This window comes from Actinomadura madurae, from assembly GCF_900115095.1.
GTDB classification, from domain to species: Bacteria; Actinomycetota; Actinomycetes; order Streptosporangiales; family Streptosporangiaceae; genus Spirillospora; species Spirillospora madurae.
Genome location: NZ_FOVH01000027.1, coordinates 18,810 through 43,306, shown reverse-complemented (window position 1 = coordinate 43,306; position 24,497 = coordinate 18,810). Strand labels below are relative to the sequence as shown.

Sequence of the window (24,497 nt, the reverse complement as noted above, 5' to 3'; positions counted from 1 at the left end):
CGAGACGATCTACGGGACGAGCACGGCCGCGCCGGTGAACCGGTCCGCCGCCAGGTCGGCCAAGGCCCGGTCCGCCTCGTCCAGCCCGTAGGCGTGCGTCGTGACGGCGACGTCCAGGCGCGCCGCGAGCTTCAGGAACTCCTCGCCGTCCGCCCGCGTGTTCGCCGTCACCGAGCGGACCTGCCGCTCCTGGAACAGATACCGCTGGTAGTCCAAGGACGGGACGTCGCTCAGATGGATTCCGGCGATCGCGCACGTCCCGCCGCGGTCGAGGCGTTCCAGCGCCGCCGCGACCAGCTCCCCCGCCGGCGCGAAGACGATCGCCGAGTCGAGCGGCGCCGGGCCGGCGTCGAACGAGTCGCCCGCCCATGAGGCGCCGAGGTCGCGGGCCAGCTCGCGGGCGGCCGGGCTGCGGGTGAAGACGTGCACGTCGGCGCCCTCGGCGACGGCGATCTGCGCGGCCAGGTGCGCGGAGCCGCCGAACCCCCAGATGCCGAGCCGCCCGCCCGGCGGCAGCGCCGCGCGCCGCAGCGCCCGGTACCCGATGATCCCCGCGCACAGCAGCGGCGCGGCGCGGACGTCGTCCAGCTCGGCGGGCAGCGCGTAGGTGTAGGCGTCGACGGCGACCGCGTACTCGGCGTAGCCGCCGTGCGCGTCCCAGCCGGTGTACACCGACGCCGGGCAGAGGTTCTCGGCGCCGCGGCGGCAGAACCGGCAGGCGCCGCACGTCCCGCGCAGCCACGCCACCCCGACGCGGTCGCCGGTGCCGTGCAGGCAGCCGGGGCCGGCGGCCACGACCTCGCCGACGATCTCGTGGCCGGGCGTCACCCCCGGCAGGTGGACGGGCAGGTCGCCCTCGGCGACGTGCAGGTCCGTCCGGCAGACGCCGCACGCGAGCACCCGCACCAGCAGCTCACCGGGGCCGGGGGACGGCACCTCGCGGTCGGCCCGCCGCAGCGGCCTCTCCGCGATCGGTGCCGGCTCGCGGACCGCCCACGCGCGCATCAGGGCGGCGTCAGCGGCAGCTCGAACCAGACGGCCTTGCCGTCCGCCGTCGGCCGGGCGCCCCAGCGGGTGGCGAGCTGGTCGACGAGGTACAGGCCGCGCCCGCCCTCGTCGGTCTCGCCGGCGCTGCGGATCCGGGGCAGCCGCATGTCGGAGTCGAACACCTCGACCCAGATCGCGTCGTTGCCGCGCCGCAGCCGGAGCCGGAACTCCTTGGTGGGCGGCTCGCGGCGGCCGAGCTCGGCGCCGAGGTTCCAGTCGTCCTCGTCGAACGCGCCGCCCTCGAACGGGTCGCCGTCCAGCGCGCCGAAGTCGGTGTTGAACTGCACGGGCGGCGGCGCGCCGAGCGGCTCGCCGCCGCGCCCCGGCGGGCCCGCCGGGACCGGGACGGCCATCTCGCGGCGCGGCGTGGGCGTCGCGGTGGCGTGCAGGACGACGTTGGTGACGACCTCCGACACCAGCAGGCACGCCAGCTCGGCCTGCTCGTCGAGCATCCCCCAGCCGGCGAACGCGTCGGCGGCCATCCGGCGCGCCTCCGACACCATGATCGGCTCGGCGGTGAAGGTGCGCTCCTCGACGGCCAGTTCCTCGCCGGCGGTGCGGATCACCACGATGGCGACGTCGTCGTCGATGTCGCCCGGCACCGCGTCGTAGGCGGCGTTGGCGATCGCCTCGACGCCGCCGCGGGCGACCTTGGCGACGGCCGCGCGGACCATCTCCCGCGACTCCTCGCGGGTGTAGTGCTCGCCGTCGTCGCGGGGCCGCCGGTCGATGAGGCCGTCGGTGTAGAGGACGAGCGTCGAACCGGGCTTGAGCTCGGTCGTCTCCTCGTTGAAGAGGATCTCGCCGCCCATGCCGGGCGCGCGCAGGCCGAGCATGCCGCCCTCGCTCTCGAACGGCAGCTCGCCGACCTCGCCGTCCACGATCAGCAGGGGCGGGTCGTGCCCGGCGTTGGCGAACTCCAGGACCCGCGACCACGCGTCGTACACGAAGTACGTGCAGGACACCAGCGGCGGGCGGACGAGGTCGTCGCTGTTCCAGCCGGACCGCATCCGCTCGGGCCGCGTCATCGTCCGGACCCACTCGTCCAGCTTGCGCAGGATGTCGGCGGGCGGCTTGTCGTCCTGCGCGAAGGCGCGCAGCGCGGCGCGGAGCTGGCCCATCACGGCGGCGGCGCGGGCCCCGCGGCCCTCGACGTCGCCGATGACGAGGCCGACGCGGCCCGCCGACAGCGGGATGACGTCGTACCAGTCGCCGCCGACCTGGGTCTGGATGCCGTGCCCGTGCGACTCCAGCGGGCGGGCCGGCTCGTACCGCCACGCGATCTGCAGGCCGTCCAGCGGGGGCGGCCGGTCGCCGGGCAGCAGGTGCTTCTGGAAGGCGAGCGCGGTGTCGCGCTCCTCCTCGAACAGCAGCGCGTTGTCGACGGCGAGCGCCACCCGGCTGGCGATGGCGCCGATCAGGTCGCGGTCGAAGCCGTCGTAGTGCGGGTCGGGCCGCTTGGACAGGTTCGACAGCGCCAGGCTCATCACGCCGAGCAGCTCGCCGCGCACCAGCAGCGGCGCGGAGATCAGCGAGGTGATGCCCATCTCGTCGCCGAACCGCTGGGACGGCTCGGCCGGCGCGGTGTAGCGGTGCTGGATCATGTCCTCGACGAGGACGGCGTCGCGGCGGTCCATCGCCTTGGCGCTCGGGTGGCCGGCCGGGTAGGAGACGGGCTCGCCGACCTCCGCCCACGTGCCGGGCGGCGGCGTCCAGTCGCCCGCGTGCCGGGACACGCGGCGGTGGAGCCGGTCGCTGCTGTACAGGTCGATGAAGCAGTGGTCGGCGAACTGCGGGACGAGGGTGTCGGCGACCCGGCGCAGGGTGCTCTCCAGCTCCAGGGACCCGGCGAGCCGCTCCCCGATCCGCTCCATCAGGCCGTAGCGGTCCTGCTCGCGCTGGTTGGAGCGCAGCGCCTCGCGCGCGAAGATCACGACGCCGTCGACGGCGCCGGACGGGTGCCGCAGCGGGACGGCGTGCGCGCGGGTGTAGACGGTGGTGCCGTCGGCGCGCAGGTTGCAGAACGTCCCCTCCCAGACGCCGCCCTTCAGGACGTGCCTGGCCAGCTCGGTCGCCTGCTCGTGGTCCTCCTCGGCGATGCCGAGCGAGAGGACGGAGTGGCCGATGATCTCGTCGCCGCCGAACCCGAACAGCTGGCGCGCGAAGGCGTTGCCGTAGATGACGTTGCTGAAGCGGTCGCAGACGATGACCGCCATCTCCATCTGGCTGAGGACGGTCTCGGGCGGCAGATACGCCTCGTCAGGCGCTTCCCCCCACTCGTTCATCTCCCCATCCCGGTAACACTCGCCATCCCCGCCCCGATGATCACCGGGCGTCGCGGCATCGACCTCTTGCGTATCCGCCTCGTCGTATTGAACGACGAACAGGCCGCCGGGATACGCCCGGAACGCGCGGTGTTATGGAGATCTTCGGTATAGACCGTCGGGACGGATGCTCGCACGCCGACCGTGTCAGCGCCTGCTGACGAAGACGTGCTCGGCGATGTCGCGCTGCAGCTCGGTCGCTGGACTGTCGTCCTCGTCGTCACTGATCACCCGTACCCCGTCATCGGTCGCCCGGAGAATCACCTCTCGTCCCGGTTGTATCCCTATCTGCTTGAGTCTAAGCATCAGGTCGCTGTCGCTCTGCACCTGCTCGCTGATCCGCCTGATCACCGCGCCGGCGCCCGCCGGGCTCGCCACCGCGGTCATCACCGACAGCGGCGCGGTCTCGGTGTCGTCGCCGTGCCCGCCGAGCTCGTCCAGGCCGGGGATCGGGTTGCCGTGCGGGCAGGTGGTCGGGTTGTCCAGCAGCGCGACGAGGCGGCGCTCGACGTCCTCCGACATCACGTGCTCCCACCGGCACGCCTCGATGTGGACGTCCTCCCAGGGCAGTCCGATGACGTTGACCAGCAGGCATTCGGCGAGCCTGTGCTTGCGCATGACCCGCGTGGCGAGGCCGCGACCTTCCTCGGTCAGCTCCAGATGCCGATCGCCCTCGACCCGCAGGAGCCCGTCGCGTTCCATCCGCGCGACCGTCTGGCTCACCGTCGGGCCGCTCTGGGAGAGCCGCTCCGCGATGCGCGCGCGAAGGGGAATGATCCCCTCCTCTTCGAGCTCGAAAACCGTCCGGAGGTACATCTCCGTGGTATCGATAAGGCCGTGTGAGGTCACAGCTCCCTCCAGTCTTATGGTCGGAAGTCTACTTGCTCGGACCCCACGTCGCCGGGTCCCGCGAATATCCCCGTGAAGCCGGGTAGTGGGAAACGCAAGATGAACGCGAAACCTTCCCAGGACGCGGAAGCGTTCCTGCCAGAGACGCCCGAGGAGCGGTCCGATCTGGACGCGCTGCGCGAGGCTGCGGCCGGGTGCCAGGGGTGCGGCCTCTACCGGAACGCCACGCAGACGGTCTTCGGTGAGGGCTCCCCCGGAGGCCGGGTCGTGCTCGTCGGAGAACAGCCGGGCGACCAGGAGGACCGCAAGGGCCACCCGTTCGTCGGCCCCGCCGGACGCGTCCTCGACCAGGTACTGGAAGAGGCCGGGATCGAGCGCGGCGACGTCTACATCACCAACGCCGTGAAGCACTTCAAGTTCAAGAGGCATGAAGGCGGCAAGCGGCGCATCCACGAACCGCCGAACGCGGGCGAGATGCGGGCGTGCCGCCCCTGGCTCCTGGCGGAACTGCGGCTTCTCGACCCGGACGTGGTCGTCGTCCTGGGCGCCACGGCCGGCAAGGCGCTGCTCGGGTCCTCGTTCCGGGTGACGAAGCAGCGCGGGCGCCTGTTCCCGATGCCCGATCTGGAGACGCTCGGCACCCCGGCCGCCGCTCGGGAGATCGAGGACGCGCCCGCGGGCACGGGCGGCGCGCGGCTGCTCGCGACGGTCCACCCGTCCGCCGTCCTGCGCGCCGACGACCGCGAGGCGATGTACCAGGGCCTGCTGGACGACCTGAAGGTCGCCGCCTCAGCCCTGCACTGACGCCTCAGCCCTTCATCGACAGATCAGCCCTTCACCGACACGGTCTGGGCGGTGCGGGTGTCGTAGCGGAGCAGGGCGGGGACGGCGAAGCCGGCGACGACCACCAGCACGGCACAGGCCAGGCCGCCGCCCACCCACGACGCGGTGGCCCCGGCGAGGCTGGCGGTCGCGCCCGCCCGGACGTCCCCGAGCCGCGGACCGCCCGCGACGACGACGGTGAAGACGCCCTGCAGCCGGCCCCGCATCTCGTCCGGCGCGTACGTCTGGAGCATCGTCTGGCGAAAAACCGACGAGACCAGGTCGGCCGCGCCGCCGACGGCGAGCAGGACCACCACCAGCCACAGCTGGTGGGACAGCCCGGCGGCGGCCACGGCCAGGCCCCAGATCGCGATGGACACGACGAGGGCGATCCCCTGCCGGTGCACCCGTCCGATCCAGCCGGACGACAGCCCGCCGAGGAAGGCGCCGATCGCGATCGCGGCGAACAGGTACCCGACCGCCCCCTCGCCGCCGAAGCGGGTCTCGGCGACCTCGGGGAACAGGGCCCGCGGCATCGCGATCGCCATCGCGATGATGTCCACGACGAACGACATCATCAGCACCGGCTGCGTGGACAGGAACCGGAGCCCGTCGAACACCGACCGCAGGCCCGGGGCGCGGCCGGTGTCGGCGAGCGGCGGGATGGCGGGGAGCCGCAGCGCCGCGTACAGCGCGACGGTGAACAGCACGGCGTCCAGCGCGTAGGCCGCGCCGTAGCTCCAGCGCGCGAGGATGACGCCCGCGAACAGCGGCCCGGCCAGCCCGCCGCCTTGCAGGATCGTGAAGTTCAGGGTGTTGGCGGCGGGGACGAGCCGCGCGTCGAACAGCCGGGGGATGATCGCGCTGCGGGTCGGCGAGGACACCGCGAACCCGATCGCCTGGATCGCCACCACCGCCATGATCAGGGCGAGGTTCTCGATGCCGAGCAGCGCCTGGACGAGGAGGAGCAGCGTCGCGACCCACATCACGCAGGACGCGACGAACAGCAGCCTGCGCCGGTCGACGTGGTCGGCGACCGCGCCGCCCCACAGCCCGAACACGATCAGCGGGACGAGGTTGACGAACCCGAGCACGCCGACCCAGAACGACGACCGGGTCATGTCGTACACCTGGACCGGGACGGCCACCGCGGTGACCTGGAAGCCGATGAACGACACGCCCTGCCCGAGCCACAGCCGGCGGAAGGCGGGAAGCGCGAGCGGCCGGGTGTCGATCGCCAGGCCGCGCAGGCGTCCCCGGCGCGCCGTCCCGCCGGGTCTCGCGGGCTCCTCCGGTCCGGGGGCGGGGTCGGTGGTCTCAGACTTTCCGGATTTGCCGGAGTTGCCGGACGTACCGGACGCCGCTGACGTGCCGCTGTCAGGACCGTCGCCGGGGGTTGGCTGCTGTTCCGTCACGGAGACAGTCTCTCGACCGTCCATTCTCCCGGATCCGATGGGGTCGCCCTGCGGTAGCGGATGCGGTCGTGGAGCCGGTCGCGGCGGCCCTGCCAGAACTCGACCGACTCCGGGACGACGCGGTAGCCGCCCCAGAAGTCCGGCAGCGGGACGGCGTCCGCCCCGTCGTCGTCCGGTGCTCCCGGGGCCCGTCCCTCCGCCGGGTCCGGCCACCGCCGGGCGGCCTCGGCGTAGCGGCGCTCCAGCTCGTCCCGTCCGGAGATGACGCCGGACTGGTTCTCGCTGGCCCACGCGCCGAGCCGCGACCCGTACGGGCGCGTCCGGAAGTAGGCGGCCACCTCGTCCCGCGACAGCTCGAACACCGGTCCGGCGACGCGCACCTGCCGGTACATGGGATGCCACGGGAAAACCAGCGCCGCGCGCGGGTTCTCGGCGAGATCGCGGCCCTTGTGGGACGTCAGATTCGTGAAGAACCGGAACCCCTGCGGCCCGTACCCCTTGAGCAGGACGGTCCGGGCGCTCGGGACGCCGTCGCCGGACGCGGTCGCGAGGATCATCGCGTTCGGCTCGACCAGCCCGGAGGCGTGCACGTCGGCGAACCACGCCGCGAACAGCGCGAGCGGATCGGCGGGGAGCGCCGGCTCCGACAGTTCGCCCCCCTCGTAGGATCTGCGGAGCCGTGCAGGGTCGGGCGTTGGGGAACTCACAGCGTCTGAGCCTCTCACCTGGTTCTTGTGCAACTCACATGACCCCTGGGTACTGGTCGGTAAGGCGGACAAGGTTCAATGGCACGGCACCGCCTTATCACTCTTGGGGACGAAAGGCAGGACGACATGTCCGACTTCAAACCCGGTCTCGAGGGGGTCGTCGCCTTCGAGACGGAGATCGCCGAACCGGACAAGGAGGGCGGCGCCCTCCGTTACCGGGGCGTCGACATCGAGGAACTCGTCGGCCGCGTCTCCTTCGGCGACGCCTGGGGGCTCCTGGTGGACGACAGCTTCGACCCGGGACTGGCCCCCGCCGACCCGCACCTGCTCCCGGTCACCTCCGGCGACGTGCGGGTCGACGTGCAGAGCTCCCTCCCCACCCTCGCCACCGCGTACGGGATGCGGCCGCTGCTCGACATCTCCGACGAGCAGGCCCGCGCCGACCTCGCGCGGGTGTCGGTCACGGCCCTGTCGTTCGTCGCGCAGTCCGCGCGGGGCGTCGGCGTGCCGATGGTCTCCCAGGACCGGATCGACGAGGCGAAGACGATCACCGAGCGGTTCATGGTCCGCTGGCGCGGTGAGCCCGACCCCAAGCACGTGCGGGCCATCGACGCGTACTGGGTCTCCGCCGCCGAGCACGGCATGAACGCCTCCACCTTCACCGCCCGCGTCATCGCCTCCACCGGCGCCGACGTGGCGGCCAGCATCTCCGGCGCGATCGGCGCCATGTCCGGCCCGCTGCACGGCGGCGCGCCCGCCCGCGTCCTGCCGATGATCGAGAAGGTCGAGCAGCTCGGCGACGCCCGCAAGGTCGTCACGAACATCCTCGACTCCGGCGATCGGCTGATGGGCTTCGGGCACCGCGTCTACCGCGCCGAGGACCCGCGCGCCCGGGTGCTGCGCCGCACCGCCAAGGAGCTGGACGCGCCGCGCTTCGAGGCCGCCAAGGCCCTGGAGGACGCGGCCCTCGCCGAGCTGCGCGAGCGCCGCCCGGACCGCCCGATCGAGACGAACGTGGAGTTCTGGGCCGCGGTGATCCTGGACTTCGCCGAGGTCCCGACCGCGATGATGCCCGCGATGTTCACCTGCGGCCGCACCGCGGGCTGGGCGGCGCACATCCTGGAGCAGAAGCGCACCGGGCGCCTCGTCCGGCCGAGCGCCCGCTACACGGGCCCCGGGAGCCGCTCGCTCACCGACGTGCGCGGCGCAGCGGAGATCCTCAAGCGCTGACCCCCCACCCCCGCAGGACGCGCCTGAGGCCCCCGGCCGGACCGGGGGCCTTTGCCGTGCCCGGGGCCGCTCCGCCGTGCCCGGGGTCACTGGGACGGCGCGCCGCTCCGCCCGTCCCCGGGCGGGCAGTCGGCCTTCCCCTGCTCGCCCGCGATGAGGCGGCCGCACACCTGCCGGACCTCGGTCGTGCCGTCCCGCTTGATCGTCGCGAGGATCACCGGGCGGTCGATGACCTGGTGGCCGGTGGCGCGCGAGCCGAACCGCAGGACGCCGCTCGCCCCGTTGGGCAGGACGTCGTGGTCCGGGTCGTTCAGCGCGGCGAACACCGAGCCCGCCGACGGCAGCGCCTCCTCCTGCCAGTACACCCTGCCCGCCACGGTCGCGACGAGGGTCGCCGCGTCGTAGCTGACGGCGGCGCGGGTGATGGACGGCCGCCGCCCGGTCGCGTCGTCGTGGTCGGTCATCTTCCGGACGGCCGGGTCGTAGTCGGAGTAGAACGTCTGCGGCGGCTGGTCGCCGATCCAGCGCCGCGTCCACGCCTCCCGCGCGGCCAGCGGCGTGAAGTACAGGTCGAAGGTGCCCTTGCGGCCGATGTCCTCGGCGTTGTCGCTGACGTACTTGGCGATCTCGTCGTCCGCTAGGACCAGCGGGCGCTTCGGGCAGGACAGCTCCAGGACGTTGATGAACGAGCGGAACTCGTCCGACCTGCCCGCGTAGTAGAACAGGTCGGGCTGGTTCCGGCACGCCTCCCGGACCGCCTTGTTCAGCTCGCCCGGGTTCTTGTACGGCCGCATGAGCGCCTTGCCGGGCCGGAACGACTTCCGGAAGTCGTCCGCCAGGTTCGCGCTGTAGATGTCGTCGGGGTCGCCGTCGTAGATGACCACCGCGTCGTCCGCCTTCGTCCCGCCGACGGCGCCGTGCCGCGCCCAGTACGCGGCGTGCTCGGCCGTCCGCGCGTTCGGGGACGCGAGCCGGAAGTAGTAGGGCGAGAAGCCGGCGTCGCCGTCGAGCAGGGCCGTCCCGTCGTAGCTGTTGGCGGTCCCGACCAGCGGCAGCGCCGACTTGGCCAGCAGCCTGATCGCGTCCTGCGTCTGCCGCCGGCTCTGCTCGAACCCGATGACCGCGACGATGGAGCGGTCCTTCAGCGCGAGGTCGCGGATCTGCTGGGCGACGTGCACGGCGTAGCGGAACCTGGCGCCCGCGTTGGCGATCAGCACCCGCAGCCGCAGGTCGTCGCCCTCGGCGGCGTCGTTGAACCGCTGCTGCGCGATCGCCAGCCCGATCAGCTCGCCCTGCACCCCGGCGAGCAGGTCGATCCGCTTGTTCTTGATGGACGGGTCGGCCGTCACCGGGCCCAGGTAGACGACCGTCGCGTGCGGCTTGCCGGACTCCTTGACGTGGTCGTTCTGCGACTCGATCGCGTCCAGGACCTTGTTCAGCCGGTTGTCGTTGTTCTCGCCGCCGGAGTCCGGGCCGAAGCGGTACGACCCGTCGGTGAGGCCGACGCACTCGCCGTTCGCCATCCGCCGGATGCCGAACGGCGAGCAGTACCGCACCGCCTGGACGGAGATCACCGTGATGGACGCGGCGGCGACCGCGACCATCGCGATCCACGGCAGCGCCGGATGGGCGATCCGCGGGCGGCGCCGCACCGGCCGGACGGGCGGCAGGTCGCCGCCCGGGTCGCGGGTGATGTCGACGCGCAGCTCCCGGCGCGAGCCGAGGGCGCCGACGCGCCGCTGCTCCCGCGTGTAGCGGTCCCACAGGCCGCGCGCGGCGATGACGCTCTGCGGCTCGCCCGACGACATGTCCACCCGCACGGCCTGCGCGAGCCGGTCGACCAGCCGCGGCCCGGACGGGGCGGACGGGTCGTCGTCGGCGGGGGCGGTCGGGTCGACGCCGGCGACCACGACGAGCGGGTCGAAGCCGGCCAGCCCGTCGCTCGCCTGGCTGTCGGCGCGGACCCGCTCGACCAGCTCCACGAACGTCACCCCGGGATGCCCGGCCGACAGGTGCTCGAAGATCAGCACCGGATAGCGGACGCGCGCCCACGCCGCCCGCCGGTAGTCGCGCCGGTAGCAGCGGCGCAGGTCCTCCAGGAACGCGGCCACGAGCAGCAGGTCGAGCTGCTCGCCGTGGTCGTCCGGCTCGACCGGGCGCGGGTCGAACACCCCGAGCGCGAACCCGAGGAAGCCGGTGGAGTCGCGGTCCACGTAGGGCTGCCGGAGGAACCAGCCGAACCGGCGCACCCCGAACCAGCCGCGCGTCCGGGCGACGATCTGCACGGTCACGAACGCCAGCCCGATGACCGCGGCGAGCACGGCGGACGCCAGGTCGAGCGCCGCCGCCGTCCCGGCGCTGATCAGCGCGACGGCGGCGACCCCGATCGGCGCGATCTGCTCCAGGAACGACAGGAACGTGGCGGGCCTGCCGCGCACCTCCTCCAGGTCGCGCAGGACGTCCCGCCCGCGCCGCCGGATCACGCGGTTCAGCTCCCGCCGCCGGGCGTTCTCGTTGTCGCCGACCGGCGGCTGCGTCAGCCTCCGCACCAGCAGATGGTTCTCCCGCTCGGCCGAGGACACCCCGCGCGGCGGCGGCCGGTCCCCCGCGAGCCGGATCTCGCGCAGGTCGCGCAGCCACAGCGCCATCTCCAGCAGCGTGAACCGCAGCGCCGGCTCGCCCCGGGCCCGGCTGCTCGGCTGCGACAGCTCCCGCTTGGCCTCCCGCAGGACGCCCGCGACGTCGGTGGCGGGCGTCTCCGCGGCGATGTGCGACACCGGCGCCCGCTCGTCCTCGCATCGGGACTTGAGCATCTCGGCGGCGTGGGACGCGGCGCGGCCCGGCCCGAGCAGCAGCAGGAGGGGCCGCAGCCGCTCCCGCCACCGCCACGGCGGCCGCTCCCGCAGCCGTTCGAACAGGTCGAGCACCCCGCGCAGCCGGTCCTCGCTCAGGACCCTGTCGCCCTCGCCCGCCATGCGCCAACGCCTCGCTCTCGCCCTCGGCCCCCAGCCGCTCCTCGAATCTCGCCCCCGACGCCCCTCTGGGGTTGGACGCGGTCCAACGCCAAAAGGATCGAAAGTTCTTGCTGATCACACGTCCGGACACGAAACCCGGCCACTTTGCCATCATTGGCGCCATGAGTGAAGCCCCCGACGAGCCGCTCGACGGCGACATCGGCCCCGCGCCCGGCGCGGCGGCGGACGCGCGGAAGGCGGACACACGAAAGGCGGACACGGCCGAGGAGCTCCGCCGCTACGAGGCGGAACGCGAGGCCCGGCGCCGCCGTACCAACGCGGTGTCGGGGCGCGTCGCCGCGGTGGCCGCCGCCCTCCTCCTCGCGTTCCTGACCTACGACTCGGCGAACACCGCCATCGAGGCCCACTCCAAGGGCGACGACTGGCTCTACCCGCCCGCCACCGTCGCCGCCGTCTGCGCGGTGGCCCTCATCGCCCTGCTCAGCTGGGCCTGGCGCCGCCGCCGTCTCGGCATGTGACCCGCACCGCGATCTTCCTCGCAGGTCAGATACCCTCGGGTGAGTGACCGACAGTGCGAATCCAGCCATTGACATTCCCGCCGATCTCAAGCCCGCCGACGGCCGTTTCGGGTGCGGTCCGTCCAAGGTCCGGCCCGAGCAGCTCGCGGCACTGGCCGAGTCCGGGTCGGCCTACATGGGCACCTCCCACCGGCAGAAGCCGGTCAAGTCGCTCGTGGGACGCGTCCGCGAGGGGCTGGCGCAGCTCTTCTCGCTGCCCGAGGGGTACGAGGTCCTGCTCAGCAACGGCGGCACCACGGCGTTCTGGGACGCGGCGGCGTTCGGGCTCGTCCGGCAGCGTTCGCAGCACCTGACGTTCGGCGAGTTCTCCAGCAAGTTCGCCAAGGTCACCACGGGGGCGCCCTGGCTGGGGAACCCGACCGTCATCTCCGGCCCGCCCGGCACGCACCCGGAGGCGTCCGCCGAGGAGGACGTCGACGCCTACGCGCTCACCCACAACGAGACCTCGACCGGCGTCGCCATGCCGATCAGGCGCCCCGCCGGGACGACGGCGCGGGAGGGGCTCGTCCTGGTGGACGCCACCTCCGGTGCGGGCGGCCTGCCCGTCGACGTGTCGGAGACCGACGTCTACTACTTCGCGCCGCAGAAGAGCTTCGCGGCGGACGGCGGCCTCTGGGTGGCGCTCGCGTCCCCGGCGGCGCTGGAGCGCATCGACGAGATCGCGATGTCCGACCGGTACGTCCCCGAGTTCTTCAACCTCAAGACCGTCGTGGACAACTCCGCCAAGGACCAGACCTACAACACCCCGGCCGTCGCCACGTTGCTGCTCCTCGCCGAGCAGATCGAGTGGATGAACGGCCAGGGCGGCCTGGAGTGGACGACGTCCCGCACCGCCGACTCGTCGCAGCGGCTCTACACCTGGGCCGAGAAGACGGCGTACACGACGCCGTTCGTGGTCGACCCGGCGCAGCGCTCGCAGGTCGTCGGCACGGTCGACTTCCACGACGACGTGGACGCCGCGGTCGTCGCCAAGACGCTGCGCGCCAACGGGATCGTCGACACCGAGCCGTACCGCAAGCTCGGCCGCAACCAGCTGCGCATCGGCATGTTCCCGGCGATCGACCCCGACGACGTCGAGGCGCTGACCGCCTGCGTCGACTACATCGTCGAGCGCCTCTAGCGGCGAGCGGAAACCCTCGGGGGCGCCACGCCGCACCCCCGAGGGAAGTCTCCCCCTCGCTCAAGCCCTGCCTGCCCGAGGGGGGGACGACCCCCACACCCCCCGGTTCGCTGCGCTCAAGCCCTGCCTGCCCGAGGGGGGACGACCCCCCACACCCCCCGGTTCGCTGCGCTCAAGCCACGGTCAGGAGGCCGCCGGTCCCGCCCTCGCGCTCGATGACCCGGTGGAGCAGCCCGGCGCGGTCGCGCTCGGCGTCGGCGTCGGCGAAGCCCGTCCACACGCGCGGGTCCATGTCGGTGTCCCGGGCGGTCGGGACGAAGGCGGCGGTCATGAGCACCTCGGGCAGGTCGCGGCGGCCGGGACGGCGTTCCATGCCGACCTTCAGGTAGGTGCCCTCGCGCAGCATGACGACGGTGGCGAACCGGACCCGCGTGTGCCGCTCGACGTCCCGGAACCAGGCCGGGTTCGACGCCCAGTAGATGTTCTGGTCGGTGTCCACGGCCACGGCCAGCGGGCTGAGCGCGCCGCGGGCAAGGTGCACCTCGGTGGGACGGTCGCGGTCGACCCACGCCAGCGCGACCCGTCCGACCACGGCTTCGAGGACGCGGGTGACGTCGGACGGCGTCCGGCAGCCCGCCAGCAGCTGGAAGAGCGGCTCGCTGTCGGTCGTCCCGGCCGCGGGCGGCAGCGCGTACCGCGAGCGCAGGCCGGCGGCGTCGATGTCGCCGTTGTGCGTGGCGACGACGCCGGCCGGCGTCCGGGCGGACCGGTCGAGGCACGCCGCGGCGGTGCCGGGGACGACCATCGGGCTGGCGTTGTCCGCCTCGACGGGGGAGCCCTGCGTCGCCCAGCGCGTGTGGCCGAGCGCGACGGGCGCCCGGTCGAGCTCGGCGAGGAACTCCGGCCGCCAGATCCCCGAGAAGCGCCCGCGGCCCTTCACCACCCGGCAGCCCCCGACACCGGCGGCCGGCCCGCCGAGCACCGTCCCGCCGAGCCCCGGACGCCCGCCGAGCAGCGCCAGGCCGGCCGAGTCGGTCCCGCGCTCCTCCGCGAGCGCGCCCAGCGTGACGAACACGTCCGACGCCCGGCCCGGGTCGTCGGCGAAGGGCGAGCGCACCACCCCGAACAATCCACACATGCAGGATGAGATGCAGAAGACGGGCGGACGGTTCGCGCCGGGCACGCGGCCGAATAAGCTCATGGTCGTGAACCGCGCGCCCCAATGGCTGCTCCCCACCGTGCTGACCGCGCTCGTCCTGGCCGTGGTCGTCGGTGCGCTGCTGAGCTGACCGGCGCGGGGATCACATGATCGGCGGGGCGGGGAACGGGGATGATCAGGTCATGCGAGCACGCCGTCCCACCGCCCGTTCCCGATCCCGCGCCGCCGTCGCGGTCATGGTCGCCGGCGCCGCCGTGTGCGCGTTCTCCCCCGCCGCGTCCGCGGCCCCGGGGAGCGCGGCCCGCGACGACGAGGTCGCGTTCACGATCAAGGACCCGCGGATCACCGAGTCCAGCGGGCTCGCGGCCAGCGCGCGCCATTCCGGGGTGGTCTACACCCACAACGACTCCGGCGGCGTCCCGACGGTCTACGCGCTCGGCCCGGACGGCGGCGTCAGGGCGGTCCTCACCCTCGCCGGCGCGGGCGCCCGCGACTGGGAGGGCATCGCGATCGGCAAGGACGGCCGGGGCCGTCCGGCCCTCTACGTGGCCGACATCGGCGACAACCTCGGCGGCGCGTGGCCCTACGTGACCGTGTACCGGATCCCGGAGCCGTCCCGGCTGCGCAGCCAGACCCTGCGCGCGACCCGGTTCCGGATGAAGTACGAGGACGGGCCGCGCAACGCCGAGACGATCATGATCAATCCGCGGACGAACCGGCTCTACATCGTCAGCAAGCTGTTCGGCGGCAGGGTCTACGAGGCGCCCGCGCGCCTGCGCACGGGCGGCGTCAACGTGCTGCGGAAGGTCGGGGACGCCCCCGCCATCGCGACCGACGGCGCGTTCTCCCCCGACGGGCGGACCTGCGTGATCCGCACCTACTTCGGCGCCCGCGTGTACTCGGTCGGAGCCGGCGGCAGGCCCGGCAAGACGCTGGAGTCGATCAACCTGCCGACGCAGGCGCAGGGCGAGTCGGTGACCTACGCGGCCGACGGCGAATCCCTGCTGGTCGGGTCGGAGGGCAAGAACCAGCCGGTCTACCGGGTGCCGCTGCCGAAGAGGGCGCTGCCGTCGCCGTCCGCCTCGCCCGGCAACGCGGGTACGCCGGGGAACACCGAGGACGGCCGCCGGGACGCGTCCAACACCCGGATCGGGCTGTTCCTGGCGCTCGGCATCGCGGCGGCCGTCGGATACGGGCTGAAGCGGAAACGGAAGTGACCCCCGGAAGCGTTGTGCCGGGAGTGGAGCGCCCGACCTGACCGGCACGATGGAAGTCGGTTCCGTCGGGCGAGCGGATCGCGGAAGGGGGCGACGGTCCCGCGGGGACCCGTGTGAGGATGCGGACTGTGGAGCATGAGCTGGTGGGCCTCGCCGGTCCCGGCGGCCGGTGGCGCCCTGTGGCCGCGGGCCCGTTCACCGTCCTCGCGGTGGCGCTGGCGCTGCTGCCGATCCGGCCGGTCTGGCTGTGGGCCGCGCTGATCGGCGCCGTGGCCGCGATCCCGTGGCTGCTGGGCGCTGTCCCGGACGCGCGCCGCCGCCGTCCGCGGCCCTACTGGCGGCTGTCGGCGGCCGGTCTCGAACGCGTCGGCCCCGGCGGGCTGACCATGGTCTCCTACGAGCGGTCCCGGATCGACGGCCTCGCGATCACCACCGGCGACGGCGTGCTGACGGTGTTCCACCGGTTCGGGCGCACCGCGGTCGGCGGGATGACGGCGATGGGCCTGGAGCCGCTCGCGGTGTTCGTGACGGCCCGCCGGCTCGGCATCCCCATGCACGTCCTGGACGGCGAGGCGAGCGACCTGCTCGACCCGGCGCTGGACGAGGCGCTGCGCGCGTCCGGGCTGCAGGACGACGTCCCGGGCGGCGGGCCGCTGCCGCGCGACCACGCGGCGGAGAAGCGCCTGCTGGACCAGGAGGCGGCGCTGCTGGCGGCGGCGCACGAGCCCCCTGCCGCCACGCCTGCGCCCCGCGAGCCGCGCGACGAGCAGCGCCTGGACACGCCCGAGCCGCTCCCGAGCCGCCGCCGGATCGTGGCCCTCGGCGCCCTGACCGCGCTGCTCGGCGGCGTCATGATCATCCGGATCGCGGTGGACGGGACCGGCGAGTTCGGCGCCCGGCTCGCCGCGGGCTGCTGGGCGCTGGCCGCGATCGGCGGCGTGCTCGCGGCGCGCCGGCGGCTGCTGCGCGCCGCGCAGGTCCGCTGGACGATCACCGCGGAGCGGCTGCTGGTGCGGGCCCGTCCCGGCCGCCGCCGCGAGATCCAGAACCTGCCGGCCGGGGACGTCGCGGCGGTCGTCGTCGGGCCCGGCCTGCGCCTGGACCCGGTGAGCGGCGAGCCGCGCCGCGCCGACCTCGCCGCACTCGCGTTCGGGCACCGGCTGGAGCTCGTCGCCCGGCTGCCCGCGCACGGCCTGGACGGCTTCCAGCTCGCGCACGCCCTCGACGACCACGGCTACCGGGTCATCACGCCGGGGGCGCGGGCGCCGCGCCGTCCCGACTACGGGCTGGAGGGGCTGCCGGAGATCTTCGCGCAGGTGCCCGGCGGCCGGCTCGTCGTCGCCGACGACGGGCTCGGCTGGGCGGACGCCGCCGGCGACGTCGTGCTGAAGATGCCGCAGGACCGCATCGGCGGCATCGAGCTGCTCACCATCGCCGGGCACGCGTGGGTGCGGCTCTACGACTCCGACGGCGAGGAGTTCTTCGCCGCGCCCCTGTCGGCGCTGCGGATCTCCCGCACCGACCTGCGCGACTCGGCCCGCCGCGCCGGGCTGCCCGTCAACGACGCCGAGTACGACGCGTACCTGAGCGCGGCGTTCCACTCGGCCGTGTCCACGCTCGCCGCCGATCCGGAGCCCGCAGCGGCGGCCGTGCCCGCGCAGGCCGCGGGCCCGGCGGCACAGCCGGACCTCGCCGAGGGGCACGACCTCACGTTCCCCGCCTCGGCGCCGCCCAGCCCGGTCACGGCGCCGGGCGCGCTCCTGGACGCGACCCGCCGCTCCCGCGTCGGCACGTACGGGATGAGCGTCCTGCTGTGCGAGGCGGTGGCGCTGCTGGGCGCGGTCTGGCTCGGCCCCGACCTCGGCGGCTTCAACGCCACGGCGAGCTGGTCGGTGCCGGCGGGGTTGGTGATCGGGCTCTTCGGCTACTGGCTGTACGACCGCAACCGGTCCCAGCTGCGCGTGTCGTCCGCCGGGGTCGCCGTGGTCACCCGGCGCGGCAGGGTCGAGTGGGACCTGACCCGCGACCGCATCGGCGGCGTCGGCATCGACGAGGCGGGCGAGCGGATGCCGCGCCTGGTGGTGTGGGGGCCGTCCGGCCGGGTGCTGAGGCAGATCACGTTCCCGCCCGACCTGGACGCCCTGCGCCGCGCCTGCGAGCGCTACGGCGTCCCCTGGGGGCCGCCGGACGCGGACCGGCCCGCGCCCCCGCCGCCGGAGCTGTGACGCAGCGACCACGTCTTCAGCGGCTCGTACGTCACCTGGCTGTAGTCCTTGCCCGGCAGGCGGCTGCGCATCAGGTGGACGGACTCGGCCGTCCACGACGCGCCGGCGAACGAGGACAGCGCCTCGACGAGGCTCCGGACGTCCACCGGCCGCCGTGTCCGCGCCAGCGTCATGTGCGGGCGGAACCCCGCGTGCTTGTCCGGGAGCGTCCCGACGCGGCGCCCCGCCGCCGTCGTGGACGCGGCGAGCCGCGCCAGGCGGCGGCGGTCGCCGTACAGGCCCGTCCACAGGACGCGGGCGTGCGCGCCGCTGCCGGGGAAGGCGCCCGCGCCCGCCAGCGACAGCGCCATCCGCTCGTGCCGGCCGACCGCCCGCTCCAGCCTGGGCAGCAGCCGCTCCAGAGTGCGGTCGTCCACCTCGCCGAGGAACGTCAGCGTGACGTGCATCAGGTCGCGGCGGATCCAGCGCAGCCCGGGGACCGCGTCCGTGTGCGGCCGGACGGCCTCTTCGAGCTCGTCCAGAACGTCCGGTGGCGGCACGAGCGCCACGAAAAGCCTCATGAGAGCGTCCGGAGGGCCACGCCGCAAGCTTTTCAGCAGGTGGTCGCCCTTGTCACGCGAACAGGGTCACCCCTCGGCGGCCCGCGGGCGGCGGAGCCGGGCCAGGACGGGGCGCGCGTCGCCGTCCTCCCCGGGCGCCCGCCGCAGGGCCAGCGCCCCGACCGCGAGCGCGGCGAGGACCGAGACCAGCCCGCCGAGGACCAGGCCCGTCCGCGCCCCGTAGTGCTCGGCGAGCCAGCCGATCGCGGGGGCGCCGACCGGGTTCGTCCCGAGGAAGACCAGCATGTACAGGGCCATCACCCGGCCCCGCATCTCGGGCGCGACGCCGAGCTGGACGGTCGCGTTCGCCGCGGTCGTGATCGTCATCATCGCGATGCCGGTGGGGACGAGCAGCGCCAGGAACGACCAGTACGTCGGCATCAGCCCGGTGAGGACCTCCAGCGTGCCGAACGCCAGGCCCATCGCCACGAGCAGCCGCAGCCGGGGCCGGGCGACCCGGCGGGCCGCCAGCAGGGCGCCGCTCAGCGCCCCGACGGCGAGCATGCTGGACGCGAGCCCGAACGCGGACGCGTCGGTGTGGAAGACCTCCTTCGCGACCAGCGCGACCGTGGTGGTGAAGTTCATGCCGAACGTCGCGAGGAACCCGACCAGGATCAGGACGAGCATCAGGTCGCGGCGCCCGCGCACGTACCGGAGCCCCTCGCGGAGCTGCCCCTTGGCCCGCTTGACCGGCTCCGCGTGGTGCAGGTCCTCCGTCCGCATCGCGTACAGGCCGAACAGGACGGCGCCGAACGACGCCGCGTTGACCAGGAAGACCGGCCCGGTGCCGATGAGGGCGATGAGCACGCCGGCGACGGCGGGGCCGAGCAGCCGGGCGCCGTTGAACGTGGCGCTGTTCAGCGCGATCGCGTTCGGCAGGTCGCGCCGGCCGACCATCTCGACCACGAACGCCTGGCGGGACGGGTTGTCGACGACGGTCGCGACGCCCAGCCCGAACGCCAGCAGGTACACGTGCCACACCTGCGCCGCGCCGGTCACGACCAGCACGCCGAGGATGAGCGCGAGCACGCCCATCGACACCTGCGTCATCATCAGCACCCGCCGCTTGGGGTACCGGTCGGCGATCACACCGCCCCACAGCCCGAACAGCAGCATCGGCAGGAACTGAAGCCCGGTAGTGATGCCTAGCGCCGTGCCGCTGCCATGGGCGAGCTCCAGGACGAGCCAGTCCTGCGCCACCCGCTGCATCCACGTCCCGGTGTTCGAGACGACCTGCCCCGCGGCGTAAAGCCGGAAGTTGTGATTCCGCAACGACCGAAACATCCCAAGCCGCGGCTCCGGCTGCTCCCCCGCATCGTCCAGGGGCACGTCTTTGGCGACCTTAGCCGCGTCGCCTACGACCGCGCCTTCCTGCGCCGGGTCTTCCACGGCCGTGTCCGCTACGGCCGTGTCCGCTGGGGCCGTGTCCGCTGGGGCCGTGTCCGCTGGGGCCGGGTCTTCTGAGGCCGTGTCCTTTGGGGGTTTCGCGGTGGTCGCCTTGTGCGCGACAGCCTCGAGCACTGCGGGCTCGGGGGTGGTGGGTTGGAACGTTCCGCCGGGGCGGGTGCGAGTGGGGGCTGGGGCGGGACGCCTGCGTGGGAGGGCGAGGGGTGTCCGGGCGGCGGCGCGGGCGGGGTGTACGGGGAGCCGGCCGCGGGGGCCGCGCGTCGCGGTCCCCTCGGGTTCGCCGGGGCCTTCGTTAGCAGAAGTCATTACCAATGCTAACGGTAAGGGCGGAACCGGCATTCCGGCAAGGGGATGTCTGCACGATCACACCCGCGGGCCACGCCTTTGAGGCCGTGCGGTCAGGAACGGCTGAGCTTGTCGATGATCGGCGCGGCGCGGCGCAGGATCTCCCGCTCGGCGTCGGTCAGCTCCCCGAGCCGCTTGGCGAGCCACGCCTCCTTGCGGCGCCGCTCGTCCGCCAGCAGGGCGGCGCCCTCCTCGGTGGCGCTGAGGACGACCTGGCGGCCGTCGGTGGGATGCGGGCTGCGCGCGACGAGCCCGCGCTCCTCCAGGTGGGCGATCACCCGGGTCATCGAGGGCGGCTGCACCTTCTCGTGGTCGGCCAGCTCGCGGGGCGTCATCGACCCGTGCCGCTCGATGGCGGCGAGCGCGGCGAACTGCGTGAGCGACAGCGGGCTCGGGCCGCCGCCCGCCGCGGAGGGGCGCAGCGTGCGCAGCCGGCGCGACAGCCGCGCGATCGAGATGCGCAGCTCCTCGGCCAGGCCCGGCGCGGACGCCGTGCGGCCCCGGATCGGTGGCGTTGTCATCGTCATTGCTCTCCCGTACTGCCGCCCATGCTGCCACGCCGCCACTTGACACTGTCGCTAACCTCATTAGCCTATCGGCTAGTGCAAAGAAAGGACGGTGGGTGGTCCATGCCCCGTGCGGGTCTGTCCCCGGAGGCGGTCGTGGACGCCGCCGTCGCCGTCGTGGACGCCGGCGGTCCCGGTGCCCTCACGCTGGCGGCGGTGGCGGGGAGGGCCGGGGTGGCGACCCCCTCCCTGTACAAGCATGTCCGTAATCTCGCCGAGTTGCGACACCTGGTGACCGTGCGCGTCATGAACGAGCTCACCGACCGGCTCGGCGAGGCGGCCCTGGGACGGTCCGGCGACGACGCCCTGCGGGCGCTCATGCGCGCGTACCGGTCGTACGTGGTGGAGCACCCCGGCCGCTACGGCGCGATGGAGCAGACGGCCGCGCCGGAGAACGACGCGGCGGCGGAGCGGCTGCTCAACGTCCTGTTCGGGGCGCTGCGCGGCTACGCCCTGGAGGGGCCCGCGCTCGTCCACGCGGCGCGCTGCCTGCGTTCGGCCGTGCACGGGTTCGCCGTCCTGGAGGCCGCGGGCGGCTTCGGCCTGCCCGAGGACCTGGAGGCCAGCTATGAGCTGCTCATCACCATGATCACCGGAGGCCTGGACGGCGCGCGCCACGTAGCCTGATCGCATGAGCCCTCCGCGCCGCCCGGACCCTCCGCCGATGCAGACCAACGACGTCCGTATCTCGGCCGCGGGCGCGGTCGCCTGGGCGGTCGCGCTCGTCGTGCTGCTCATCGTCGGCCTGCCGTCGGAAGACCGGTGGTGGCTGTGGGTGTGCGGGGTCGGCATCGGGATCGGCCTGTTCGGCGTGTGGTACATCCCCCGGCTCCAGGCCGGACGTGCCCGCCAGGAGGCCGCCCGCGCCGCCAAGCGCGACACGGCGGTCTAGGGCTCCAGGTCGTCCTCGGCCAGGAGGGCGGGCAGGGATTCCGGCTCGCGCAGGACGGCCTCCAGCAGGAGGCGGTCGCCCCAATGGCCGCTGGACCAGGCGAGAGCCCGCGCCAGCCCTTCGGCGCTGCTCGCGTGCATCTGGCCGTCCCTCGTCCACCAGGGGACGTTCTGGCCGTCAACGACCAGCCGCTCGTGCGCGAGGTAGTCGGCGGGAGCCTCCGGTAGGACGGCCCTGACCGCGTCAGGGACGGGACGCTTCTCGCCCCCCGACTCGACCGCACCCGGGATCTCGTCACCCGCCCGTGGCAGGTCCAGGAGTTCGGCGAGGCGCCCATCGCGGCCTCGGGCGGCGATGACGAGCGGCTGGCCCTGGAGGAGCGGCAGGAGGTCGGGGCTGTCCAGGACGAGGGCGTCCTGCGCGTCGACGACCTCCACGGCGCCGTCCACGACCGCTCGGACACGGTCGGGTGGCTCGACGGCCGCTTCCGGTGCGTCGGCCAGGGCCGTCCAGAGCCGGCCCAGCTGGGCGCGGGCCACGGACCGCCCAGGGTCCGCGAGCCGGTCGAGCAGTTCTTGGGCGCCTCCCGGCTCGTCGAGCAGCTCCGTGAGCGACGTGCGGACTCCCAGGGCGAGCAGGAGCCGTTCGTCCAGGCCTTCCGGCGCGAGGTCGTAGAGGCCGGCCAGCGACTCGTCCCCGCCCAGGCGGAACTCGCCCGGCCTGCGACCGTGCAGGACGGGGTGACGGCTCAGCCACCACGCCGTGTAGGACGGGGCGGCCACCCGCCGGCCGTTGTGCAGGGTGACGTGGGCGGGGTCCACGATCGCGGCTCGCCACGGCGGTCCGGCAAGGACCCGGAGCGCCGCCGCCCAGTCGTCGACGAGTTCCAGGTCGCGGACGGCCGTGAACTCGGGGACGAGCGGCGGAAGGTCCTGGGGGCCGATCCGCCTGAGCACGTCGTCCGCCCAGAGGTCCTCGCCATCGAGGTCCAGGGTCTCGGCCTCGTCCGCGAGGCCCGTGAGGTTCACGTCCTCGGCCTTGGCGAGGGCGAACCCGTCCAGGACCCCGGCCGCCGCGAGCGTCCCGGCGCCCCACCGGTCGACCAGCTCGCCGGAGACCACGCCGAACGGGGCGTCCTCGGCCATGATCGCCCGCAGCGGGCTCTCCGGCAGCAGCAGCTCGCCCGCCGGGTACAGGTCGCCGTCGTCGCCGGGGAGGGCCAGCTCGGCCAGCCACGGCTCCTCGCCCGGATCGACGTGCGCGGCGGCGACCAGCCCCAGCACGGCCTCGGCGACCGCGTCCGGGTCGTCGGCCTCGAACGACTCCTCGACGGCCGCCCGGACGGCCGCGTCGGCGAGCACGGCCCGCGGCCCCGCCTCGACGGCGCCGAGCCGCACCAGCAGCGGATGCACGGCCTCGGGGTGGACGAACCGCAGCCCGAGCGCGTCCAGCCCGGCCGGGTCGACGCCGTCCGCGATCAGCAGCCCCCGCGGCCCCCGCACCACGCGTCCCGCCGCGCCGCCGGACGGCATGCCATCGGCCCCGGAGCCGGCCAGCGGCACCGGGAGAGCCCCCAGAGCGTCCGTGGCGGCCCTGGCGAGCGCCTCGTACGCCCGGTGCCACCACGCGGGCTCCCGGTCCACAGCGGCCAGCTCATCGATCACGTCGGCCAGCTCCACCCGCCGGACCCCGAGCGCGGCCAGCGCCGGGCTCCGCGCGGGCCACTCCGGCGGCAGCAGCCCGCCGACCACGGCATTCTCGCCGCCGAGCACCTCGACGAACGCGGCGGGCGCGTCCACGGCCAGCGCGTCCCGCCCGCGCGTGCGATGCGGCAGCAGGGGCGCCTCGGGCAGCCGTTCGCGGATCCCGCGCCGGATCCGCGCGTCGAGCTCCCCGGCGCCGACCGGCCCTGGCACATGCCCGAGCACGGCGGGCGAGACGGGCAGGTCGCTCAGCAGCCGCACATAGGCGTCCGCGGCCTGATCCGTGAGGAACTCGGTCAATGCCCCAGGGGCGACATGCCTGCGGTCGGGCGCGAGCGGAAACGACGCGATGAGCAGCGCGTTGAAATCAAGCCGCTCGTCACTGGGCGTGGGCGCATGCAGGACGCTGGGCGTCCCTTCTGGGAGCCCGTCCTCTGGGAGCGCCCACCGCACCTGCCAGAACGGACGTCCCCGCTCCTCCACGGGACGGTCCGCCAGAAGCGCCGCAGGAATCTCCCCGTGCGCTTCGAGGGTCCGCCAGACGCCCCCGTCGATGACGACCTCGCCCGGTCCAGGACGTTCGGCGGTCAACGTCCACGCGTCTCCGTCGACGTCGACGTCCACGCGCTCCAGCGCCGGCAGGGCCAGCATGAGCGCCGCGCCGACCTGGTCGAGCTGCCGCCGGACGGACGCCACCGCCTCGTCCCGCAACGGCAGCCGGACCACCGTGTCGAACCCGGCGGGCACCTCCGGCGGCTGCTCCATGGCGAACGGCAGGCGCAGCAACGGCACATGCCCGCCCCGTCGCTCCAGCTCGTCGGCGAGCCCGGGGACGGCCTCAACGAGCTCGCGAGCCCGCGGCAGCGACCACTCGACCCCTGCGCGACCGGGGCCGGACGGCATCGTCGACGCGATGGCGGGGGCGTCGGTGACGGCGACGACCGCGGCGAAGCCGACGCCGAAGCGGCCCGCCGTGCCCGTCTCGTCCCGCTTGGCCGACGCTCGCAGCGTGGAGAGGGCCTCCACGCCGGCGGCGTCCAGCGGGGCGCCGGCGTTCGCTGCGGTCAGGACGGTGCCCTGCGAGGTCGTGCGAAGGGTCAGCCGCAGATGGCCGGGGACGCCGGCGCGCAGGGCCGCGTCGGCGGCGTTCTGGGCCAGCTCGATGACGAGGCGGTCCCGGTAACCGCCGAGGGCGTGGTCCTCTTCGGCGTTGGCGTCCTCGCGGAACCGCGCCGGGGACTCGCCCCAGGCGCGCACGACCCGCTCGCGCAGGGTCCGCGCGCCGAAAGCGTCGTCCGGTCGGCTGGTGTCCGGCAT

20 protein-coding genes are annotated in these 24,497 nt (G+C 74.0%); 9 read left to right on the top strand and 11 right to left on the bottom strand.

Going from position 1 to position 24,497, the window contains the following annotated elements:
* Window positions 1–9: 9 nt before the first annotated feature.
* The 3 genes from BM339_RS43965 to BM339_RS43955 all read right to left on the bottom strand — a co-directional run bounded on the left by BM339_RS43965 (window position 10) and on the right by BM339_RS43955 (window position 4,220).
* Window positions 10–1,005: a zinc-dependent alcohol dehydrogenase family protein gene (locus BM339_RS43965; protein ID WP_075024689.1), complete on the bottom strand. Its 996-nt coding sequence runs from the start codon at window positions 1,003–1,005 to the stop codon at window positions 10–12.
* Window positions 1,005–3,332 carry an ATP-binding SpoIIE family protein phosphatase gene (locus tag BM339_RS43960; RefSeq protein WP_024935637.1) on the bottom strand — a complete coding sequence of 776 codons (2,328 nt, stop codon included), beginning with the start codon at window positions 3,330–3,332 and terminating at the stop codon, window positions 1,005–1,007. The genes BM339_RS43965 and BM339_RS43960 overlap by 1 nt, the downstream gene beginning before the upstream one ends.
* A gap of 186 nt (window positions 3,333–3,518) precedes the next feature.
* The gene (locus tag BM339_RS43955) at window positions 3,519–4,220 is read right to left on the bottom strand and encodes an iron-dependent transcriptional repressor DtxR (protein ID WP_024935638.1); all 702 of its coding nucleotides are present in this window, start codon (window positions 4,218–4,220) and stop codon (window positions 3,519–3,521) included.
* A 99-nt stretch (window positions 4,221–4,319) separates the two neighbouring features.
* Here BM339_RS43955 and BM339_RS43950 point away from each other — a divergent pair, with 99 nt between their 5' ends.
* Entirely contained in the window at window positions 4,320–5,024 is a 705-nt protein-coding gene (locus BM339_RS43950; RefSeq protein ID WP_075024688.1) for a UdgX family uracil-DNA binding protein, read from the top strand.
* A 23-nt stretch (window positions 5,025–5,047) separates the two neighbouring features.
* On the opposite strand, the gene BM339_RS43945 is transcribed toward BM339_RS43950, so the two are convergent.
* Window positions 5,048–6,457 (bottom strand): MFS transporter, encoded by a 1,410-nt coding sequence (locus BM339_RS43945; protein WP_021596938.1) that lies wholly within the window; start codon window positions 6,455–6,457, stop codon window positions 5,048–5,050.
* Window positions 6,454–7,164, bottom strand: coding sequence for a pyridoxamine 5'-phosphate oxidase (pdxH, locus tag BM339_RS43940; RefSeq protein WP_021596939.1), 711 nt, complete (start codon window positions 7,162–7,164; stop codon window positions 6,454–6,456). The genes BM339_RS43945 and pdxH overlap by 4 nt, the downstream gene beginning before the upstream one ends.
* A gap of 126 nt (window positions 7,165–7,290) precedes the next feature.
* On the opposite strand from pdxH, the gene BM339_RS43935 reads away from it, so the two are divergent.
* A complete protein-coding gene (locus BM339_RS43935) occupies window positions 7,291–8,394 on the top strand; it encodes a citrate synthase 2 (protein WP_021596940.1) in 1,104 nt (367 codons plus the stop codon).
* An 86-nt stretch (window positions 8,395–8,480) separates the two neighbouring features.
* On the opposite strand, the gene BM339_RS43930 is transcribed toward BM339_RS43935, so the two are convergent.
* Window positions 8,481–11,369 (bottom strand): type 1 periplasmic-binding domain-containing protein, encoded by a 2,889-nt coding sequence (locus tag BM339_RS43930; RefSeq protein ID WP_075024686.1) that lies wholly within the window; start codon window positions 11,367–11,369, stop codon window positions 8,481–8,483.
* 161 nt (window positions 11,370–11,530) lie between these two features.
* Here BM339_RS43930 and BM339_RS43925 point away from each other — a divergent pair, with 161 nt between their 5' ends.
* Together BM339_RS43925 and serC are read left to right on the top strand one after the other, a co-directional pair.
* Window positions 11,531–11,887, top strand: coding sequence for a hypothetical protein (locus BM339_RS43925; RefSeq protein WP_021596942.1), 357 nt, complete (start codon window positions 11,531–11,533; stop codon window positions 11,885–11,887).
* 43 nt (window positions 11,888–11,930) lie between these two features.
* Window positions 11,931–13,067, top strand: a complete 1,137-nt coding sequence (serC, locus tag BM339_RS43920) for a phosphoserine transaminase (protein WP_075024685.1) — start codon at window positions 11,931–11,933, stop codon at window positions 13,065–13,067.
* A gap of 172 nt (window positions 13,068–13,239) precedes the next feature.
* Here the strand turns inward: serC and BM339_RS43915 are convergent, their stop codons facing one another.
* On the bottom strand, window positions 13,240–14,187 hold the full coding sequence (locus BM339_RS43915) for a class II glutamine amidotransferase (protein WP_021596944.1): 948 nt from the start codon (window positions 14,185–14,187) through the stop codon (window positions 13,240–13,242).
* Between the two features lie 16 nt (window positions 14,188–14,203).
* Between BM339_RS43915 and BM339_RS50440 the strand changes: the two genes are divergently transcribed.
* From BM339_RS50440 to BM339_RS43905, 3 genes are all read left to right on the top strand, one after another.
* Window positions 14,204–14,356 carry a hypothetical protein gene (locus tag BM339_RS50440; protein WP_021596945.1) on the top strand — a complete coding sequence of 51 codons (153 nt, stop codon included), beginning with the start codon at window positions 14,204–14,206 and terminating at the stop codon, window positions 14,354–14,356.
* Between the two features lie 52 nt (window positions 14,357–14,408).
* On the top strand, window positions 14,409–15,443 hold the full coding sequence (locus BM339_RS43910) for a hypothetical protein (protein ID WP_083598525.1): 1,035 nt from the start codon (window positions 14,409–14,411) through the stop codon (window positions 15,441–15,443).
* A gap of 128 nt (window positions 15,444–15,571) precedes the next feature.
* Window positions 15,572–17,668 (top strand): hypothetical protein, encoded by a 2,097-nt coding sequence (locus BM339_RS43905; RefSeq protein WP_075024684.1) that lies wholly within the window; start codon window positions 15,572–15,574, stop codon window positions 17,666–17,668.
* Here the strand turns inward: BM339_RS43905 and thpR are convergent.
* The 3 genes from thpR to BM339_RS43890 form a co-directional block, all read right to left on the bottom strand.
* Window positions 17,605–18,228 (bottom strand): RNA 2',3'-cyclic phosphodiesterase, encoded by a 624-nt coding sequence (thpR, locus tag BM339_RS43900; protein WP_021599323.1) that lies wholly within the window; start codon window positions 18,226–18,228, stop codon window positions 17,605–17,607. The two genes, BM339_RS43905 and thpR, sit on opposite strands and share 64 nt — an antisense overlap.
* Before the next feature lie 66 nt (window positions 18,229–18,294).
* Entirely contained in the window at window positions 18,295–19,551 is a 1,257-nt protein-coding gene (locus tag BM339_RS43895) for an MFS transporter (protein WP_075024683.1), read from the bottom strand.
* A 521-nt stretch (window positions 19,552–20,072) separates the two neighbouring features.
* The gene (locus tag BM339_RS43890; protein WP_024935641.1) at window positions 20,073–20,540 is read right to left on the bottom strand and encodes a MarR family transcriptional regulator; all 468 of its coding nucleotides are present in this window, start codon (window positions 20,538–20,540) and stop codon (window positions 20,073–20,075) included.
* A 108-nt stretch (window positions 20,541–20,648) separates the two neighbouring features.
* On the opposite strand from BM339_RS43890, the gene BM339_RS43885 reads away from it, so the two are divergent.
* Together BM339_RS43885 and BM339_RS43880 are read left to right on the top strand one after the other, a co-directional pair.
* Complete coding sequence (locus BM339_RS43885; RefSeq protein ID WP_021599320.1) at window positions 20,649–21,212, top strand: TetR-like C-terminal domain-containing protein; 564 nt, start codon at window positions 20,649–20,651, stop codon at window positions 21,210–21,212.
* A 4-nt stretch (window positions 21,213–21,216) separates the two neighbouring features.
* Window positions 21,217–21,477: a DUF2530 domain-containing protein gene (locus BM339_RS43880; RefSeq protein ID WP_075024682.1), complete on the top strand. Its 261-nt coding sequence runs from the start codon at window positions 21,217–21,219 to the stop codon at window positions 21,475–21,477.
* On the opposite strand, the gene BM339_RS43875 is transcribed toward BM339_RS43880, so the two are convergent.
* Complete coding sequence (locus BM339_RS43875) at window positions 21,474–24,497, bottom strand: sacsin N-terminal ATP-binding-like domain-containing protein (protein WP_075024681.1); 3,024 nt, start codon at window positions 24,495–24,497, stop codon at window positions 21,474–21,476. The two genes, BM339_RS43880 and BM339_RS43875, sit on opposite strands and share 4 nt — an antisense overlap.